The sequence below is a fragment of the Serratia sp. CY44782 genome, from assembly GCF_052168715.1.
GTDB classification, from domain to species: domain Bacteria; phylum Pseudomonadota; class Gammaproteobacteria; order Enterobacterales; family Enterobacteriaceae; genus Serratia; species Serratia nevei.
The window spans coordinates 94,930-111,556 of sequence record NZ_JBJNME010000003.1; the positions used below are offsets into that span (position 1 = coordinate 94,930).

General features: G+C 62.2%; 14 protein-coding genes. 4 read left to right on the plus strand and 10 right to left on the minus strand.

What is annotated here, in order from left to right; all coding sequences use genetic code 11:
- Positions 1-128: 128 nt before the first annotated feature.
- From ACJ8HT_RS06420 to tetR, 5 genes are all read right to left on the minus strand, one after another.
- Positions 129-734, minus strand: a complete 606-nt coding sequence (locus tag ACJ8HT_RS06420) for a nitroreductase family protein (protein ID WP_038871554.1) — start codon at positions 732-734, stop codon at positions 129-131.
- Positions 735-803: 69 nt separating this feature from the next.
- Positions 804-2,102 (minus strand): c-type cytochrome, encoded by a 1,299-nt coding sequence (locus tag ACJ8HT_RS06425; protein WP_195873451.1) that lies wholly within the window; start codon positions 2,100-2,102, stop codon positions 804-806.
- A gap of 28 nt (positions 2,103-2,130) precedes the next feature.
- On the minus strand, positions 2,131-4,389 hold the full coding sequence (locus ACJ8HT_RS06430) for a xanthine dehydrogenase family protein molybdopterin-binding subunit (protein ID WP_197652866.1): 2,259 nt from the start codon (positions 4,387-4,389) through the stop codon (positions 2,131-2,133).
- Positions 4,386-4,859 (minus strand): (2Fe-2S)-binding protein, encoded by a 474-nt coding sequence (locus ACJ8HT_RS06435; RefSeq protein WP_197652867.1) that lies wholly within the window; start codon positions 4,857-4,859, stop codon positions 4,386-4,388. Before ACJ8HT_RS06435 ends, ACJ8HT_RS06430 begins: the two co-directional genes overlap by 4 nt.
- Positions 4,860-5,034: 175 nt before the next feature.
- Positions 5,035-5,676, minus strand: a complete 642-nt coding sequence (tetR, locus tag ACJ8HT_RS06440; protein WP_197652868.1) for a tetracycline resistance transcriptional repressor TetR — start codon at positions 5,674-5,676, stop codon at positions 5,035-5,037.
- Between the two features lie 64 nt (positions 5,677-5,740).
- On the opposite strand from tetR, the gene tet(41) reads away from it, so the two are divergent.
- The 3 genes from tet(41) (at position 5,741) to ACJ8HT_RS06455 (ending at position 9,480) form a co-directional block, all read left to right on the plus strand.
- Positions 5,741-6,922, plus strand: coding sequence for a tetracycline efflux MFS transporter Tet(41) (tet(41), locus tag ACJ8HT_RS06445; protein ID WP_197652869.1), 1,182 nt, complete (start codon positions 5,741-5,743; stop codon positions 6,920-6,922).
- A 256-nt stretch (positions 6,923-7,178) separates the two neighbouring features.
- Entirely contained in the window at positions 7,179-7,913 is a 735-nt protein-coding gene (locus ACJ8HT_RS06450) for a MurR/RpiR family transcriptional regulator (protein ID WP_194572255.1), read from the plus strand.
- Positions 7,914-8,043: 130 nt separating this feature from the next.
- Positions 8,044-9,480, plus strand: coding sequence for a 6-phospho-beta-glucosidase (locus ACJ8HT_RS06455; RefSeq protein WP_110147025.1), 1,437 nt, complete (start codon positions 8,044-8,046; stop codon positions 9,478-9,480).
- Positions 9,481-9,528: 48 nt separating this feature from the next.
- Here ACJ8HT_RS06455 and ACJ8HT_RS06460 read toward each other — a convergent pair whose 3' ends face one another.
- The 5 genes from ACJ8HT_RS06460 to ACJ8HT_RS06480 all read right to left on the minus strand — a co-directional run bounded on the left by ACJ8HT_RS06460 (position 9,529) and on the right by ACJ8HT_RS06480 (position 14,073).
- On the minus strand, positions 9,529-10,866 hold the full coding sequence (locus ACJ8HT_RS06460; RefSeq protein WP_197652871.1) for a D-serine ammonia-lyase: 1,338 nt from the start codon (positions 10,864-10,866) through the stop codon (positions 9,529-9,531).
- Between the two features lie 108 nt (positions 10,867-10,974).
- Positions 10,975-11,664 carry a VIT1/CCC1 transporter family protein gene (locus tag ACJ8HT_RS06465; protein WP_194572252.1) on the minus strand — a complete coding sequence of 230 codons (690 nt, stop codon included), beginning with the start codon at positions 11,662-11,664 and terminating at the stop codon, positions 10,975-10,977.
- Between the two features lie 26 nt (positions 11,665-11,690).
- Positions 11,691-12,164, minus strand: a complete 474-nt coding sequence (locus ACJ8HT_RS06470; RefSeq protein WP_197652872.1) for a VOC family protein — start codon at positions 12,162-12,164, stop codon at positions 11,691-11,693.
- A gap of 11 nt (positions 12,165-12,175) precedes the next feature.
- Positions 12,176-12,526, minus strand: coding sequence for a DUF1428 domain-containing protein (locus ACJ8HT_RS06475; protein ID WP_038871540.1), 351 nt, complete (start codon positions 12,524-12,526; stop codon positions 12,176-12,178).
- Positions 12,527-12,630: 104 nt separating this feature from the next.
- Positions 12,631-14,073, minus strand: coding sequence for a GGDEF domain-containing protein (locus ACJ8HT_RS06480; RefSeq protein WP_197652873.1), 1,443 nt, complete (start codon positions 14,071-14,073; stop codon positions 12,631-12,633).
- 387 nt (positions 14,074-14,460) lie between these two features.
- Here ACJ8HT_RS06480 and ACJ8HT_RS06485 point away from each other — a divergent pair, with 387 nt between their 5' ends.
- A complete protein-coding gene (locus ACJ8HT_RS06485) occupies positions 14,461-16,587 on the plus strand; it encodes a TonB-dependent siderophore receptor (RefSeq protein WP_376787971.1) in 2,127 nt (708 codons plus the stop codon).
- Positions 16,588-16,627 lie beyond the last annotated feature (40 nt).

The window sequence follows — 16,627 nt, forward strand, 5'->3', positions numbered from 1 at the left end:
TAGAAGGAGTTGACTATGTGGCATCACCGCCTGCAACGGCGCATCCGTTTCAGCTACTGGAACGAACTGTGCGTCGCAAAAAAATAAGGGAAGGCGCAAGCCTTCCCTTTTGTCATTCACCGTTCAGATCAGAAACGGTCGGTTTTTACCACGTCGTCGAACGGCAGTTTGCCGATGCGCGGATAAGGTTGCCCCGCCGCCTTGCCGATGGCGACCATCAGCGCGATCTGATAGTGCGCCGGTTTGTTGATGATTTCGCCCACGGCGTCGAAATCAAACCCGTCCATCGGGCAAGAGTCGTAGCCCTGCGCCTTGGCCGCCAGCATCAGCGTCTGGGCGAAGATGCCGCTGCTGCGCATCACTTCGTCGCGCTGCACCTGCGGCTTACCGCGATAATACTGATCGACGGCCGGGATCATGAACTGCTGTACCGGCTCCGCCGCCTCGGCCCAAACGTTTTTTACCTGTGACTCCCAGCTCGACAGATCGCCGCAAAGCACGACCAGCATCGATGCGTCGGTCACCTGCGCCTGCCCCCACGCCGCCTCGCGAATTTTCTCGCGCTGGGCGCGATCTTCGATCAGCAGCGGGCGCCAGTGCTGCAGGTTAAAAGCGCTGGGCGCGCCCTGCAGCGCGATAGTCAGCAACGCTTTTTTCTCTTCGAGCGTCATCACGTGCTGCGTATCGAACTGCTTGGTGGCGCGGCGCTGGCGGATTGCGTCTAACGTATTCATTTTACTGCCTCTGTCCATGTGAAAGGCCCTATTGTCGCCAACGCAGCGCGCCTGTCCAGCCCTCGGCGGCTATTTCTGCGCGGTTTCGGCGCGCAGGCGGCCGACCTGCGCCGCCAACTCGGGCCACGGCGCCTGACCGGCGTAGTGCTGCCGCAGGTAGTTGAGCAGGATGGCGATCTGCGCGTCATCCAGGTTATGGCGGAAGCCCGGCATATAGCCCAGCTCGGCGTTCGCCGGCCGCTGTATGCCATCCAGCACCACGCGAATGGCATTGTCCGGCGCCTCGGCAAACAGGTTGGTGTTCAGCGCCAGAGACGGCCGTACTCCTGCCATCTGCGCGCCTTTTTCCTGCGCATGGCAAGCCATGCAGGCGCCGGAAAACAGCCGCGCGCCTTGCGAGCTCAGGGGCTCCACCTGCCGTTCCGCCTGAGCGTTCAACGCGGCCGCCGTCGCGCTCGCCGCCGTTTCAGGATGATAGCTGCGCAGATAGACGGCGATCGCCTGCAGATCGGCCTGCGGCAAGCGGGACAACCCTTCTTCGATCACCGGCGCCATCGGGCCGGCGGCCACGCCGTGGTTGGCCGAGTAGCCGGTACGCATAAAATCGACCAGATCCTGCTGCGTCCAATTGAGCGGCGCAGGCGAGCGGCCGGTCAACGCCGGCGCCGTCCAGCCTTCCGCCACGCCGCCGGCCAGGTGGTCGCTACCGGTTTTTTCGCCGAACAGCACGTTGCGCGGCGAGTGGCAGGCGCTGCAGTGCCCCAGCCCTTCGGCCAGATAAGCGCCGCGGTTCCAGGCGGCGCTTTGGGCCGGGTCTTCCTGCATCGCGCCCGGCGTCAGGAACAGCAGGTTCCAGGCGAAGATGCCCTGGCGGATATTGAACGGAAAGTGCAGATCGGTGGCCGGCGGCCGGGAGTTGACCGGCGGCTGCGACATCAGGTAGGCGTACAGCGCCTGCAGATCGTCGTCACTCGTGCGGGTAAAGGCGGTATAGGGAAACGCCGGGTAAAGGTAGTGGCCCTGGCGATCGACGCCGTGGCGCATGGCGCGTTCAAACGCCGCATAGCTCCAGCTGCCGATGCCGGTTTCCACGTCCGGCGTGATGTTGGTGGTGTAAATGGTGCCGAAGGGGATCTCCATCGCCAACCCGCCGGCGTTGCGCTCACCGCCCGAACGGGTGTGGCACACCGCGCAATCGCCGAGATCGGCCAGCGTTTTGCCGCGCGCGATCTGCGCCTCGCTGAAACTGTGCGTCGCATCGGCGGCGAGCGGCGCGATTTCCGGTTGCCAGCTGGCGACAACGCCGGCCACCACCACGGCGAGCACTGTGAAGCCACCCCACCCGACGATTTTTTTCATCTTACTCATCTTTGCTGTCCTTGTTCGTTACGGGGGGTTAATGGCCGGCCTGAGCGCGCAGTGCGGCGAGCACCCGCTCCGGCGTAAACGGCACCTCGCGCAGGCGCACGCCGAGCGCGTCAAACAGCGCGTTGCCGATCGCCGCCGCACTCGGCACCGAGGCGGACTCTCCGGCGCCCATCGGCGCTTCCTCCGGGCGGTCGATCAGCTGGATATCGATCTGCGGCAGTTCGTCGAAGCGCAGGATCGGATAGCCGCCCCAGTCTAATGACGTCACCCCCGTCTCGTTGAAGGTCACAAACTCTTTCAGCACCCGGCTGGCGGACTGGATAATGTTGCCGTGCACCTGATGGCGCACCCCGGCCGGGTTGATCATGCGGCCGCAGTCATGCGCCACGAAGATTTTATCGAGCGTGATCTGCCCGGAGCGGCGGTTGACGCTGAGATCGCACACCCAGGCCGCCCAGGCGGCGCCGAAGCCAGGGAACTTGCTGTGGAAATAGCGCGCGTAGGCGAAGCCCCGGCCGCTCACTACTTCGGCGCCGGCGGCGCGCGCCCGGTGCGCCGGGCCGTCTTGCCAGTTCGCCTGCCGTTTCAGGGATTCAATCAAGGCCACCGCACGCGGATCGTTCAGATAGCGCAAACGAAACGCGATCGGATCCTCACCGGCGCGCCAGGCCAGCTCGTCGATCCAGGACTCATGGGCGAACACGTTGGGCAGCGCCGAAACGCCGCGCATCCACGAAGCCCGCACGATCGGCGCGGCGTCCTGGCAGACGACCCGCATGTGCGGATACTCGTATTGCGGAATGGCGGTGCGATCGCCCATCTGCTGCACGTCGGCCCGGTTGGCCACTTTGCCGGTCAACACCAGCGGCAAGGTCACGGCATTGTTGGAGGGATAGCTGGTTTTCAATTCGTAGGCCGCCACCCGGTTTTGCGCATCGAGGCCGCCGCGCACCCGAATCAGCTGGCCGGTGCCCTTCGGCTCCCAACCGGATTCCTGTTCGCGCATCAGCTGCACGCGCACCGGTCGGCCGGTGGCCCGTGCCAGCAGCGCCGCGTCCGCCGAGACGTCGTCGGCGCAGTTGCGGCCATAGCAGCCGGAAGCCTCCATGCGGGTGATGTGCACCTGCCCAGGCGGCAGCTCGAGCAGCCTGGCGATATCTTTGCGCAGATCGTGTGGGTTTTGCGTGCCGGACCACACCTGCGCCCGCCCGTCTTTGACCTCCGCCACCGCGCAGGAAGGGCCGATCGAGGCGTGCTGATGGTAAGGCCAGACATAGTCGGCCTGCACTTCGGTATGCAGCAATGCCAACGCGGCGTCCGTGCCCGCGTCGTCGCGCAGCACGCGGTCGGTTTTCGGATTGGCCTCCAGCGCGGCGGGCAGCGCTTCCGGCGACAGATCCGGCAATCCGGCCCAGGGTTGCCAGGTGGTTTTCAGTTGGCGCATGGCGGCGATTGCCTGCTCCTCGCGCTCGGCCACGATGCCGATGAAATCGTTGATCACCACCAGTTTCACGATGCCCGGCAGGTGCGCGATCGAGCTTTTATCCACCGACAGCAGGCCACTGCCCAACGGCGCGCTGCTGTCGGCGCCTGCGTATGGCGGGCGCACCACGCGGCCATGCAGCATGCCGGGCAAGCGCAGGTCGTGTACGTAGGTCAGCCCACCGCTGACCTTGGCCGGAATATCGACCCGGGGCACGGCGCGGCCCACATACTGGTTCTGCCGTTCACTGTTCAGCTGCACGTTTTTATCCAGCATCACGTGCAGATTTTGCCCACTCGCCAGCTGCGCATAGCTCAGCGATCGCCCTGGGTTCCCGGTCACAAATACCTGCCCCGCCGCCGCCGTCAGCTGTTCGGCCGGCAGTTCGAAGGCTTTGGCCGCCAGCGCCGTCAGCAGGTGCCGCACCTGCGCCGCCGCCTGTCGCAGCGGCACCGACGTCACCTGAAGGGTGGCGCTGGCGATGGTCGGCCCCTGATCCGGCGTGCGTTGCGTATCGCCAAGGATCATCGTGACTTGCTCGAACGGCACGCAAATTTCATCGGCGACGATCTGCGCCAGCGCGGTGCGAATGCCGGTGCCCAGATCGACGTGGCCATTGAACGCCGTCACCCGGCCGTCGGCGGTGAGGCTGATAAAGCTGTCCACCCGATCCAGCGGCAGCTCGGCGGGCGATGCAACCGCCTCGGCGGCGAAGGCGTTAAACGGCGCGGGCAGCAGGCTGCTGACCATTACCACACCGCCGGCCTGCAGCAGCTGGCGGCGGGTCAGTTCGAGGCGGCTCATGCTTGCCTCCGCGCGGCCAGCAGATCGCGGGCGCGCTCGGCGGCATGCAGGATCTCGATATGCGTGCCGCAGCGGCACAGGTTGTAGGCCAGCTCTTTCTTGATGGTTTGTTCGTCCGCCTCCGGCTCGCGTTCGAACAGCGCGACCAGCGTCATGATCATGCCGTTGGTGCAGTAACCGCACTGCGCCGCCTGCTCCTCGATAAACCTCTGCTGCACCGGATGCAGCGCCTCCGGTGTACCCAGGCCTTCGAGCGTGGTGACGGATTTTTTTCCTACGGCGGACAGCGGCATTGAGCAGGAGCGTGCGGCGACGCCGTCGATCAGCACCGTGCAGGCGCCACACTCCCCCAGGCCGCAGCCGTATTTGGGGCCGTTCAATTGCAGATCGTTGCGTAAAACGTACAGCAGCGGGGTGTCGGGCGAGATATCGCCGAGTGGAACCACCCGGCCGTTAACATTGATTTCCATGGTGAAACTATCCCTTAAGCAAACGGATTTAATCCGTAACATCACTGCGATGAATAATTGTGCAGCGTGCTAATAATTATCATCAAAAGACTTGATAATGTTAAGGGAATGTAGCCGCCATGGCTTTAACGAAAAGTGGGTATTTTCTATAAATTTCCTATAGATAAGCCTGGTGTTATGATTGCGTGCCGTGATTATTGGCGTTCGTCAACGCGGCCTCGGCGCCGTCGACCAACAGCCGGAGGCCGGCTTCGAACAGCGCGTCTGCCCCCTTGTCCTGCAGCTTTTCCCAGCCTCCACACAGCAGCGGGTAGCGCCGGCGATCGGCTTCGTTCAGCGCATCATCGGGCTGCATTTGCTGCTCTTCCAGCACCCAACCCACCACAAAACGCCCGACGGCGAACAGCAGATTAACGGCGTGTTCCGGCGTAAAGCCCGCCCGGCACAGCAGCGCCACCTTGGCCTCGATGATGGCGAATTGCGGTTCCTGCGGCCGGGTGCCGGCGTGCAGGCGCGCCCCGTCGCGGTAAGCCAGCAACGCGCGGCGGAAATTGATCGCATTGGCGGTCACCCAGGCCTGCCAGGGCATGTCGACGGGCACCTCTTCGCGGTGGTCCAACATGATGGTTTCCGCCATCGCCTTCAGCAGCTCGGCCTTGTTTTTGAAGTGCCAATAGAGCGTGGGGGATTGCACGCCCAGATGTTGCGCCAGGCGGCGGGTGCTCAGGGCATCGATGCCGATGTCATCCAGTAACGCCAGCGCCCCGCGCAGGACGGTTTCACGCGTTAAACGCGCCGCAGTATTTTTTTCGCTCATCTCTCTATCACTGATAGGGTAACTGTGGAATACTCCATACTCTATCACTGTTAGAGTCACAATTTTGAAAAAACCCATGCTGGTTATTTTGTTGACGGTGTTGCTGGATGCGGTGGGTATCGGTCTGATCATGCCTATTCTGCCGGCGCTGCTGCGCTCGCTGGGCGGCCTCGATGCCGGCAGCGTGCATTACGGCGCTCTGCTGGCGGCCTATGCGTTGATGCAATTCCTGTTTTCGCCGATCCTCGGCGCGCTGAGCGATCGTTTCGGGCGGCGGCCGGTGCTGTTGATTTCGCTCGCCGGTGCGGCGGCCGACTACCTGCTGATGGCGTTCGCGCCGACGCTGGCCTGGCTCTATCTGGGGCGGTTGCTGGCGGGCATTACCGGTGCCAACATGGCGGTCGCCACCGCTTACGTCACAGATATTACCCCCGCCGGCCAGCGCGCGCGGCGTTTCGGCCTGGTGGGCGCGGTGTTCGGCGTCGGCTTTATCGTCGGCCCGCTGCTCGGCGGATCGCTGGGCGAATGGCATCTGCATGCGCCCTTCCTGGCGGCGGCGATGATGAATACCCTCAACTTGGTGATGGCGTTTTTCCTGCTGCCCGAATCGCGTAAATCCCGCCCCCGCGCCGCCGAGAAAATTCGCCTTAATTCCTTCTCGTCATTGCGCCGGCTGCACGGCAAGCCTGGCCTGCTGCCGCTGGCCGGCATTTATCTGGTTATGGCGCTGGTTTCGCAGGCGCCGGCCACGCTGTGGATTTTATACGGTCAGGATCGTTTCGGCTGGAGCATGATGGTGGCGGGCCTGTCGCTGGCCGGCTACGGCGCCTGCCACGCGCTGTCGCAGGCCTTTGCCATTGGCCCGCTGGTCGCGCGGCTTGGCGAGCGCAAGGCGCTGCTGATCGGCCTGGCCGCCGACGCCGTGGGCCTGGCGCTGTTGTCTGTCGCCACGCGCGGCTGGGCGCCGTTCGCCCTGCTGCCGTTCTTCGCCGCGGGCGGCATGGCGTTGCCCGCGCTGCAGGCGTTGATGGCGCACAAGGTGGACGACGATCATCAGGGCGAGCTGCAAGGGACGCTCGCCAGCATGGGCAGCCTGATCGGCGTCGCGGGGCCGCTGGTGGCGACGGCGCTGTATGCCACCACGCGCAATGTCTGGCCCGGCCTGGTGTGGGCGTTGGCCGCCGCCCTGTACCTGGTGGTGCCGCCGCTGCTGGCGCGCTCACGAGCCAGGGATGCGGCGCCATAACTTTGCCGTTCTTTAACTTTAGAAAGCAGAAACCGGCATTTTGCCGCCGGGATCCGCTGACCTATGCTAACCCGGTGTGATGAAACGCGTTTTCATGGCATGTCTTCCGGAACGTTTTGCTTTATTTGTTCGTCGTGAACCCTGGGCCGCGCCTGACTGGTGCGGCTTTTCTTTTTGCCCGGCAGTGCCAGCGGCGGTGAATTTTGCTATGTTAACCCGCAGATAAGCTTCCCGTTTTCAGCCGCCGGACCGACTCATGTTTACCCATAAAGCAATCGCCGAGCTCAACGCCCTGGAGCTGATGGTTTATAACTACGTCAGCAAACACAAGAATCAAGTGATGTACATGACCATCCGCGAGCTGGCCGAGGCCGCCGGGGTGTCCACCACCACCGTGCTGCGGTTTTGCAAGAAAATGGGCTGTGAGGGCTATTCGGAATTTCGCATCCGTTTCAAGCTGTACCTGGAACAAACCGATGCGCCGCCGGCCGATTCCGGCATCGGCGAAATCCTCAGCTTTTTTAAAAGCGTCAGCAACGAAGAGTTTAATCAGCTGATCGATCAGGCGGTGCACCATATCGCCGCCGCCGAGCGAATTATTTTCGTCGGTATCAGCACCTCAGGCGCGTTGGGGAAATATGGCGCGCGTTTCTTTTCCAACGTCGGGAAATTCAGCACCCACATCGACGATCCTTATTATCCGGTCAACAGCGACATGTATAAAAACGCGGTGGCGATCATGCTGTCGGTCACCGGCGAAACCGAAGAGATCCTGCGGCTGGCCAGCCAGTTCAGCCTGCACCACTGCAAGATCATCAGCATCACCAACAACGAAACCTCTTCACTGGCACGGCTGGCGGACTTCAACCTCTCCTACCACGTTCCGCAGCATTTGATCGGCGGGCATCACAATATCACCACGCAGATCCCCGTGCTTTACATTATTGAAACCATCGGTAAACGGCTCGGGCATATTAATTCGGCAAAATAAAACAGGTTGTTTTTTTATTGTGACAAATCACTTTCCACGGTGATTTGTTATATCGTGACATTTCTTTCGCTCTTGCTACTCTATTCTCAACGCAGCGTTATTACCCTTCATTAAATAAACCGATGAGACATTGACGATGAAACAGTTGCCGAAGGATTTTCTGTGGGGGGGCGCGGTTGCCGCGCACCAGGTTGAAGGCGGTTGGGATCGGGGCGGCAAAGGGCCAAGCATCGCCGATGTGCTGTCCGGCGGCTCGCACGGCGTGGATCGCGTGATGACCGACGGCGTGCTCGACGGCTATCGCTACCCCAACCACGAAGCGGTGGATTTCTACGGCCGCTATAAGCAGGACGTGGCGCTGTTCGCCGAGATGGGCTTCAAATGCTTCCGCACCTCGATCGCCTGGACGCGCATCTTCCCGAACGGCGATGAAGCGACGCCGAACGAGGCCGGCCTGCAGTTTTACGACGATCTGTTCGACGAACTGCTGAAATACGGCATCCAGCCGGTGATCACCCTGTCCCACTTCGAAATGCCTTACCATCTGGTGAAGGCCTACGGCGGCTGGAAAAATCGCCGGGTGGTGGAGTTCTTCGTGCGCTTCAGCGAGGTGGTGATGCGCCGCTACCGCGAAAAAGTGAAGTACTGGATGACCTTCAACGAGATCAATAACCAGAGCAACTACCGCTATCCGCTGTTCGGCTACTGCTGCTCCGGCGTGGACTACACCCAGGAAGACAACCCGGAACAGGCGCTGTACCAGGTGCTGCACCACCAGTTCGTCGCCAGCGCGCAGGTGGTCAAACTCGGCCATCAGATCAACCCGGAATTCAAGATCGGCTGCATGCTGGCCTGCGTACCGTTCTACCCGTATTCCTGCAAGCCGGACGACGTGATGTACGCCGTCGAGGCGATGCACCAACGCTATCTGTATACCGACGTGCAGATGCGCGGCTACTACCCAAGCTACCTGCTGCGCGATTGGGAACGCAAAGGGCTTAAAATCGAGATGCAGCCGCAGGACGCGCAGATCCTGCGCGAGGGCTGCACCGACTACATCGGCTTCAGCTATTACATGAGCAACGCCCTGCAGGCTAACGCGGTGGACGGCAGCGACGGTATGTTCGGCTTCCCGGGCAACGTACCGAACCCACACGTCAAAGCCTCCGACTGGGGCTGGCAGATCGATCCGGTCGGGCTGCGCTATTCGCTGAACGTGCTGTATGAACGCTATCAGAAGCCGCTGTTTATCGTGGAGAACGGCTTTGGTGCCTTCGACAAGGTAGAAGCGGACGGCCAGATCAACGATGACTATCGCATCGACTATCTGCGCGCCCATATCGAAGAGATGAAGAAAGCGGTGATTGAAGACGGCGTAGACCTGATCGGCTATACGCCGTGGGGCTGCATCGACTGCGTATCGTTCACCACCGGCGAGTACAGCAAACGTTACGGCTTCATCTACGTCGACAAGCATGACGACGGCACCGGCACGCTCGAGCGTTCGCGCAAGAAGAGCTTCGACTGGTACCGCCGGGTGATCGCCAGCAACGGCGAACAGCTGTAACCGCACGGCAGGCAATCAGGGGCGATTTTCGCCCCTTTTTACTGCGCCTTATTCCGCCGCCTGCCCGGCGGCGAGATACTTCGCCATTTCCGCCGGCGGCACCATGCCACCACCGGTCGCCCATACCAGGTGCGTCGCCTGCGCCAGACTCTCGGCACTGATGCCTTGCTCGCTGAGCGCCTTCGCATGGGCTGCAACGCGCCACGGCCCGGCCATGCCGGCCAGCGCAGACGGCTCCAGCTGAAGATGCTCGTGCTTGTCCAACAGCCCGAGCAGCGCAAACATCTCTTCGTCGCTCAGGGTGTAAAACGCGCTCAGCAGGCGCTCCATCGCCCGGCCGACAAAGCCGGAGGCGCGCCCCACCGCCAGCCCGTCCGCCGCGGTGCGGTTATCGATGCCGAGATCTTGCACCGCAATGCCGTCATGCAGCCCGCTGTAGACGCCGAGCAGCATGCAGGGCGAATGGGTCGGTTCGGCGAAAATACAGTGAACGTGATCGCCGAACGCCAGCTTGAGGCCAAACGCCACGCCGCCCGGCCCGCCGCCGACGCCGCACGGCAGATACACAAACAGCGGGTGCTGCGCGTCCACCACGATGCTCTGTTCGGCGAACTGCCGCTTCAGGCGGCCGCCGGCCACCGCGTAGCCGAGGAACAGGGTCTGCGAGTTTTCATCGTCGATAAAGAAACAGCGCGGATCGTTCGCCGCCTGCTTGCGCCCCTGCTCGACCGCCACGCCGTAATCTTCGGCGTACTCCACCACCGTGACGCCGTTATCGCGCAGCTTTTGCTTCTTCCACGCCCGCGCATCCGCCGACATGTGCACGCTGACGTCAAACCCCAGCCGGGCGCTGATGATGCCGATGGATAATCCCAGATTGCCGGTCGATCCGACGGCGATGCGGTACTGGCTGAAGAACTGACGAAATTCGTCGGAAAACAGCCGGGCGTAGTCGTCGCCGGTCTGCAGCAGCCCCGCCTCCAGCGCCAGCGTCTCCGCGTGCGTCAGCACCTCGTAGATGCCGCCGCGCGCCTTGATTGAGCCGGAGATCGGCAGATGGCTGTCCTTTTTCAGCAGCAGCTTCCCGCCAAGCCGCAGCCCATAGCGCCGATCCAACGCCTGCTGCATGGCGGGGATCGCCACCAGCTCGGATTCGATGATCCCCCCAGTGGGCTGCGTTTCGGGAAAGGCCTCGGCGAGATAAGGCGCGAAGCGCGCCAGGCGCTGCTCCGCTGCGGCGACGTCGGCGGCGGTCAGGCCGACATGGGGCAAGCCTGCGGCCAGCGTTGTCGCACGCGGATTGAACCAGGTGATAGGCTCGAGGGCGACCATTCGTTGCAACAGCGGATGCTGCGCAACCCACGGTTGAATCTGTGATTTTTGCATAAATGTCCCTGACTGATTTGGCGTTGCCGTCACCATGCCGCGAACGCCGGCGGCTGACAAATGATAAATACTGAATTTGAGGTGCAACAGATTGATGCAAGCACGGCGCTAGCCGGCCGCGACGCCAAACAGCATGCCAACGCCGGAGGAAACCGCCATCGCCAGGGCGCTCCAGATCAGGATACGCGCCACGCCCGGCAAGATCGGCGCACCCCCGGTTTTCGCGGCGATACCGCCGAGAATGCCGAGGGAAATCAGCGCCGATGTCACCAGCGCCGGCCGCGTCCAGGCAACCGGCACCCACAGCGCCACCAGCAGCGGCAACAGCGCGCCGAGAGAGAAACTGAGGGCCGATGCCAACGCGGCTTGCAGCGGCCGGGCGCGCGTGGCGGCGGAAATGCCCAGTTCGTCGCGCGCGTGGGCCTCCAGCGCATCATGCGCCATCAGCTTTTCCGCCACCTGCCGGGCCAGCGCCGGGTCCAGCCCGCGATGCACGTAGATAGACGTCAGTTCGCGGAACTCCCCCGGATAGTCTTCGAGCAGCTCCGCCTGTTCCTCGGCCAGCGCGGCCTTCTCGGTGTCCGCCTGCGACGACACCGACACGTACTCGCCGGTGGCCATCGACATCGCGCCCGCCACCCACCCGGCGACGCCGGCGATCATCAGTGCGGAATGCGAGGCGCTGGCCGCCGCTACGCCCAGCAGCAGGCTGGCCGTTGAGACGATGCCGTCGTTGGCGCCGAGCACCGCCGCCCGCAGCCAGCCGATGCGTTCAATACTGTGCCGCTCTCGATGCATCCTTTCTCTCCCACGTTCTCTTTCCGCTAGTCCCGCGCCGCCGCTTCCAGGCCGGTGATGTCGATTTTGCCCATCAGCAGCATCGCTTCCGTGACCCGCCGCACGCGCGCGGCGTCGGGGTCGTTCATCAGCTCGGTCAGGCGCCGCGGCACGATCTGCCAGCACAGCCCCCAGCGATCGCGCAGCCAGCCGCACTGCTCCGCCTCGCCGCCCTCGCTCAACGCATCCCACAGCCGGTCAACCTCCGCCTGATCGTCGCATTCCACCATCACGGAAAAGCTGTGATTGAACGGATCCAACGGCCCGGCCTCGATCGCCGCATAGCGCTGGTCGCCCAGGGTGAAGGAGGCCAGCTTCACGCTGCCGGCCGGGCCGCTCGGCGTATCCGCCGGCAGATCGGAAAACCAGTTCACGGACGAACCGGGGATCAGCGCGACGTAGCAATTCAGCGCCGCCTCCATGTCTTTTTCAAACCACAGATGTTGCGTAATTCTGGCCATCGGCGCCTCCTTCAGGCATCGAGGATCGGCGCGAACCCGCCAAAGATCATGCGTTTGCCGTCAAACGGCATCTCGCCCAGCGCCTTCATGCGCGGATCGTTCATCATTTTCTGGTTGGCGGCGTCGCGCACCGCCTTGGAGGGGTACTCTATCCAGCTGAACACCACCACTTCGCCCTCCTGCGCCTTTACCGCGCCGCGAAAGTCGGTGAGTTTGCCGTCGGGTACGTCATCGCCCCAACACTCCACGATGCGCGTGGCGCCAAACTCTTTGAACAGCGGCGCCGCAGCGGCCGCCAGCCGGTGATAAGCCTCCTTGTTGGCGGCCGGCACCGCCACCACAAACCCGTCTACGTATTTCATCCTGGTATCCTCTTGTCTGATTAAGGACAGTCGGTTCAGCACGGGCGACGTTGCCCGTGCCCCCTACCAGTTTAGACGGCGGGCGCGCGGCCCGGATCGGAAGTTCAGCGGCCCGGATCGTTCGGCGGGTAAGATTCCGGCGTGGCGACCCGATTACGGCCGGCATTTTTCGCTTTGTATACCGCCAGATCCGCCAGTTTGAGCAGATCGGCCAGGCTATGGCCGGAACCGCCCGGGCAGGTCACCATGCCGATGCTGACGGTGATCTGCAGCGGATGGCCGGCCGGCATGGTGATCGATTCCGCCTCAATGCGTTGCCGCAGCCGTTCGGCCAGCTGCAACCCCTGCTGCGGCTGGCCGAGCGTCGAGACGATGGCGAACTCTTCGCCGCCCATGCGGCCGAACAGATCGTTGACGTTCAGATCGGCGGCGATCGCACGGGTAAACGCCATCAGCGCCTGATCGCCACCGGCGTGGCCGAAACGGTCATTGATCGATTTGAAATAGTCGATGTCGAGCATCATGACGCACACCAGCTCGCCTTTCTGATCGATCACCCGCTCGCCGCGCTGCATAAACGCATTGCGCGTCAGCACGTGGGTCAACGCATCGTGATTCGCCACGTGCTCCAGCGTGCGTAACAACGCGTTGCGCGCATAGTTCATGCTGGCGACGGCGATCGGCCCCAACGCCAGCAGCGCGATACCAAGGCGCATGGATACCGCGTTCTGCAGCACCTTCATGTCGAGCGTAGTGCTAAGCAACCCGAAATCGATCGCCAGATGACACCACAGCACGTAAACCAGCACCGCGATCATGGTGCTGAACAACGAAAAGGACATCGCCAGCCACAGCAGCACCGGCATCGGGAAGATCACCGCGCCGGGGCCGCCGATCAGCACGCTGCAGACCGCCGCCAGCACCAGCAGCGCCAACACCGCCAGTTTCCCCCCCGCCTGCGGCCATTGGCTGCGCTGTATCAACATGGCGCAGGCCGCGCGCAGGCGATGTCGCCAATCGGCGGGAAACACCAGAATGAACGGCATCAGCGTGACGTAGTTGGTGAATTCAGATGAGAACCACAGCGCAAGCGAGGTCAAATAGGGCCTGCCGAACAGCCACTGCGAGGCAACGGCCCCCACCAAGCCGGTAGCGGCGGCGGCGGCCAGGCAGATACCGAACAGATACATGCTGGACGCGCCGCGTTGCAACATGCGCGCCGGCGGCGACAGCCGCATGAACAGCAGATAGCCCACCACCACGCCGGCCAGATTGGCGGCGTTCAGCAGCAGCGCTTTCTCCAACGCGCTGCCGGTCAACAGATCCGCCGCCAGGTAGCCCAGCACCGCCATCCCCCAGCCGGCGCGCGTCGCCCACTGCGGGCGGCGCACCAAAACGGCCAGCAGCACGGCGTTAGCCGGCCAGAATATCGCCAGAAAACTGCCGGGCCGGCTCACGATGCCCAGCAGACACAGCGCGAACACCAGCAAAAAAATGCTGAGCGCGGGCCAGATTTTCCGGGTATCGGACAACGAGGTGGTTTGCATCTTGGATCCAGAGACTTCCGCTAGCGTAAGGTGACAGTCTTTGCGTGTCACAACCGTCGACGATGAGGAGAAGATAAACGGCCGACCCGCCTATTATTGCCAGTTTTGCCGGTCCGGACACCTGTTTATTCATCAAGGAAAAATATATTTGTGTATCAATATATTGACGATACTCGCCTATCTGGCGCAGAAACTGCCAAGGCATCCCGGCCGTCTTGATCATTATGGTCAATTCGTCGGATTTTTACCGGTAAAACCGCCGTCTTTTTGCTTGATAACAAAATAAAATCGGGCAATGTGCGGATCTCTCCTTTGCCCTCTATCCAAACTCATTAAACGATAATTATAATGATAATCATTATTATTTATTATTTGCCATGGAATGATATGCACCTGTCAGTTCTTCGCCGCCCCAACAAAAACAAAAAAAATCACGTTTTCCGCTCGCTGCCCCTGGTCGCCGGCCTGTTCCCCGCCCTGGCGATCGCCGCCGCGCCCGACGCAAAAAAGGAAGACGCCATCACGGTGACCGCCACCGCCCTGCCTGCCGGCAGCTATAGCGCCGATACCGCCTCAACCGGCAGCAAAACCGCCACGCCAATCGGTGAACTGCCGCAATCGGTCAGCGTCGTCACCTCGCAGGTGATTGACGACTTCCAGGTCAAAAGCGTCAATGACGCGATGAAATTCGTCAGCGGCGTCACCCAGGGCAACACGCTCGGCGGCACCGAGGATGGCTTCGTCAAACGCGGTTTCGGGGTTAACTCCGACGGCTCGGTCTTCATCGACGGCGTGCGCAGCAACCAGGGGCTGAGCATGGACGCCACTACCGAGCGCGTCGAGGTGCTGAAAGGTTCCGCTTCGCTGCTGTATGGCATCCTCAGCCCCGGCGGCGTCATCAACCTGATCAGCAAAAAACCGCAGTATGACTGGAACACCCGCATTAGCGGCGCCACCAACAGCTTCGGCGGCGGCAGCGGCAGCGTCGATGTGACCGGCCCGCTGGGCGGCGGCTTCGCCTTCCGCCTGATCGCCGAGCGCCAGCACGAGGATTACTGGCGTAACTTCGGCAGCGACGAACATACGCTGATCGCTCCTTCACTCAGCTGGTTCGGCGACCAGGCTTCCTTTAACATCGCCTACAGCGAGTACAAATACGACATTCCTTACGATCGCGGCACCGCGTTTATCGACGGCAAACAGGTCGACGTGCCCTATAACCGCCGGCTGGATGACTACGCCAACCGCGCCTGGGGCAAGAACAAACGCCTGAACGCCCATTATGAATATGCGCTGGATCCGATCTGGACCACCCGCCTCAACTACGCCTGGCTGCAGCGCCGTTACGACAGCAACGAAGTGCGCGCCACCGCGACCGGCATCGTTTCGCGCCGCGCCGACGCCAACCGCGGCTTCAATCACCAGACCGATTATTATTCCTGGGATGTGACCGGTTCGCCGGAGGTGTTCGGCATGCAACACGACCTGCTGCTGGGCGTGGACTACGAGAAGAACCAGACTTACAAGGCCTACTCCTATCGCGGCAAGGTGTCGAAAACGTTCAACATGTACGATCCGGCGTATGGCGAAGCGCCCGTCACCGACAGCACCACCTACAACGACGCATTGAGCAACCTGCGCACGACGCTGTTCAGCCGTTCCCTGTATGCCAAGGACAGCATTCATCTCACCGACCGGTGGATTGCGGTGCTCGGCGCACGCTATCAGTCGTATTACCAGAACAACAGCAACGGTTTCCAGAAGCCGAAAAATACGCTCAATGACAAAGACAATCAGTTTTTGCCGCAGGCGGGGCTGGTGTATAAGCTGACGCCGAACCTGTCTCTGTACGGTAACTACAGCCGTTCCTTCACGCCGTCCACCGCCATCGACGATAACGGCAACGTCGCCACGCCGGAAACCGGCACCACCTATGAGGTGGGCGGCAAATGGCAGATCACCCCGGCGTTCGACGCCACGCTGGCGCTCTATCGTATTGATGAAAGCAATATGTCGATCTTTATCAACGGCGTGACCCGCAGCATTCCCAAGGCGCGATCCACCGGTGCTGAACTGGAGTTGAACGGCGAAGTGGCGCCCAACTGGGATCTCACCGCCAATTACAGCTACGACAAAACCGAGATCGTCGAAGACAACCTCAATCCGGCCAACGTCGGCAACCGGCTGGTCAACGCCCCGACCAACATGGGCGGTCTGTATCTCAGCCACCGCATGACGCTGCCGGTGGTGCCCGGCGAGGTGCGCGTGGGCGGCGGCGCACGCTATGTCGGCCGCCGCGCCGGCGATCCGGAGAACAGTTTCACCATGCCGGCCTACACCGTGGCGGATGCCTTTGTCGCCTGGGACAGCAAGCTGCTTGACAAACATACTCAGCTGAAACTGAATGTGAAAAACCTGTTTAACCGCGAATACTACGCCTCCAGCGCCGGTAACCTGCGCGTGATTGAAGGCGAACCGCGCAGCCTCAGCCTGCAGGCGACTGTCGATTTTTAAGCCGCTCTCTCCGGGCGCCGTTTGGCGCCCGTTTTCTTTT

Bases quoted from the DNA above. Each gene is read 5' to 3' on its own strand.
- ACJ8HT_RS06475 (WP_038871540.1), bottom strand. From the start codon at position 12,526: ATGAAATACGTAGACGGGTTTGTGGTGGCGGTGCCGGCCGCCAACAAG.
- ACJ8HT_RS06470 (WP_197652872.1), bottom strand. From the start codon at position 12,164: ATGGCCAGAATTACGCAACATCTGTGGTTTGAAAAAGACATGGAGGCG.
- ACJ8HT_RS06485 (WP_376787971.1), top strand. From the start codon at position 14,461: ATGCACCTGTCAGTTCTTCGCCGCCCCAACAAAAACAAAAAAAATCAC.
- ACJ8HT_RS06460 (WP_197652871.1), bottom strand. From the start codon at position 10,866: ATGCAAAAATCACAGATTCAACCGTGGGTTGCGCAGCATCCGCTGTTG.
- ACJ8HT_RS06465 (WP_194572252.1), bottom strand. From the start codon at position 11,664: ATGCATCGAGAGCGGCACAGTATTGAACGCATCGGCTGGCTGCGGGCG.
- ACJ8HT_RS06435 (WP_197652867.1), bottom strand. From the start codon at position 4,859: ATGGAAATCAATGTTAACGGCCGGGTGGTTCCACTCGGCGATATCTCG.
- ACJ8HT_RS06420 (WP_038871554.1), bottom strand. From the start codon at position 734: ATGAATACGTTAGACGCAATCCGCCAGCGCCGCGCCACCAAGCAGTTC.
- ACJ8HT_RS06425 (WP_195873451.1), bottom strand. From the start codon at position 2,102: ATGAGTAAGATGAAAAAAATCGTCGGGTGGGGTGGCTTCACAGTGCTC.
- tetR (WP_197652868.1), bottom strand. From the start codon at position 5,676: ATGAGCGAAAAAAATACTGCGGCGCGTTTAACGCGTGAAACCGTCCTG.
- ACJ8HT_RS06430 (WP_197652866.1), bottom strand. From the start codon at position 4,389: ATGAGCCGCCTCGAACTGACCCGCCGCCAGCTGCTGCAGGCCGGCGGT.
- ACJ8HT_RS06480 (WP_197652873.1), bottom strand. From the start codon at position 14,073: ATGCAAACCACCTCGTTGTCCGATACCCGGAAAATCTGGCCCGCGCTC.
- ACJ8HT_RS06450 (WP_194572255.1), top strand. From the start codon at position 7,179: ATGTTTACCCATAAAGCAATCGCCGAGCTCAACGCCCTGGAGCTGATG.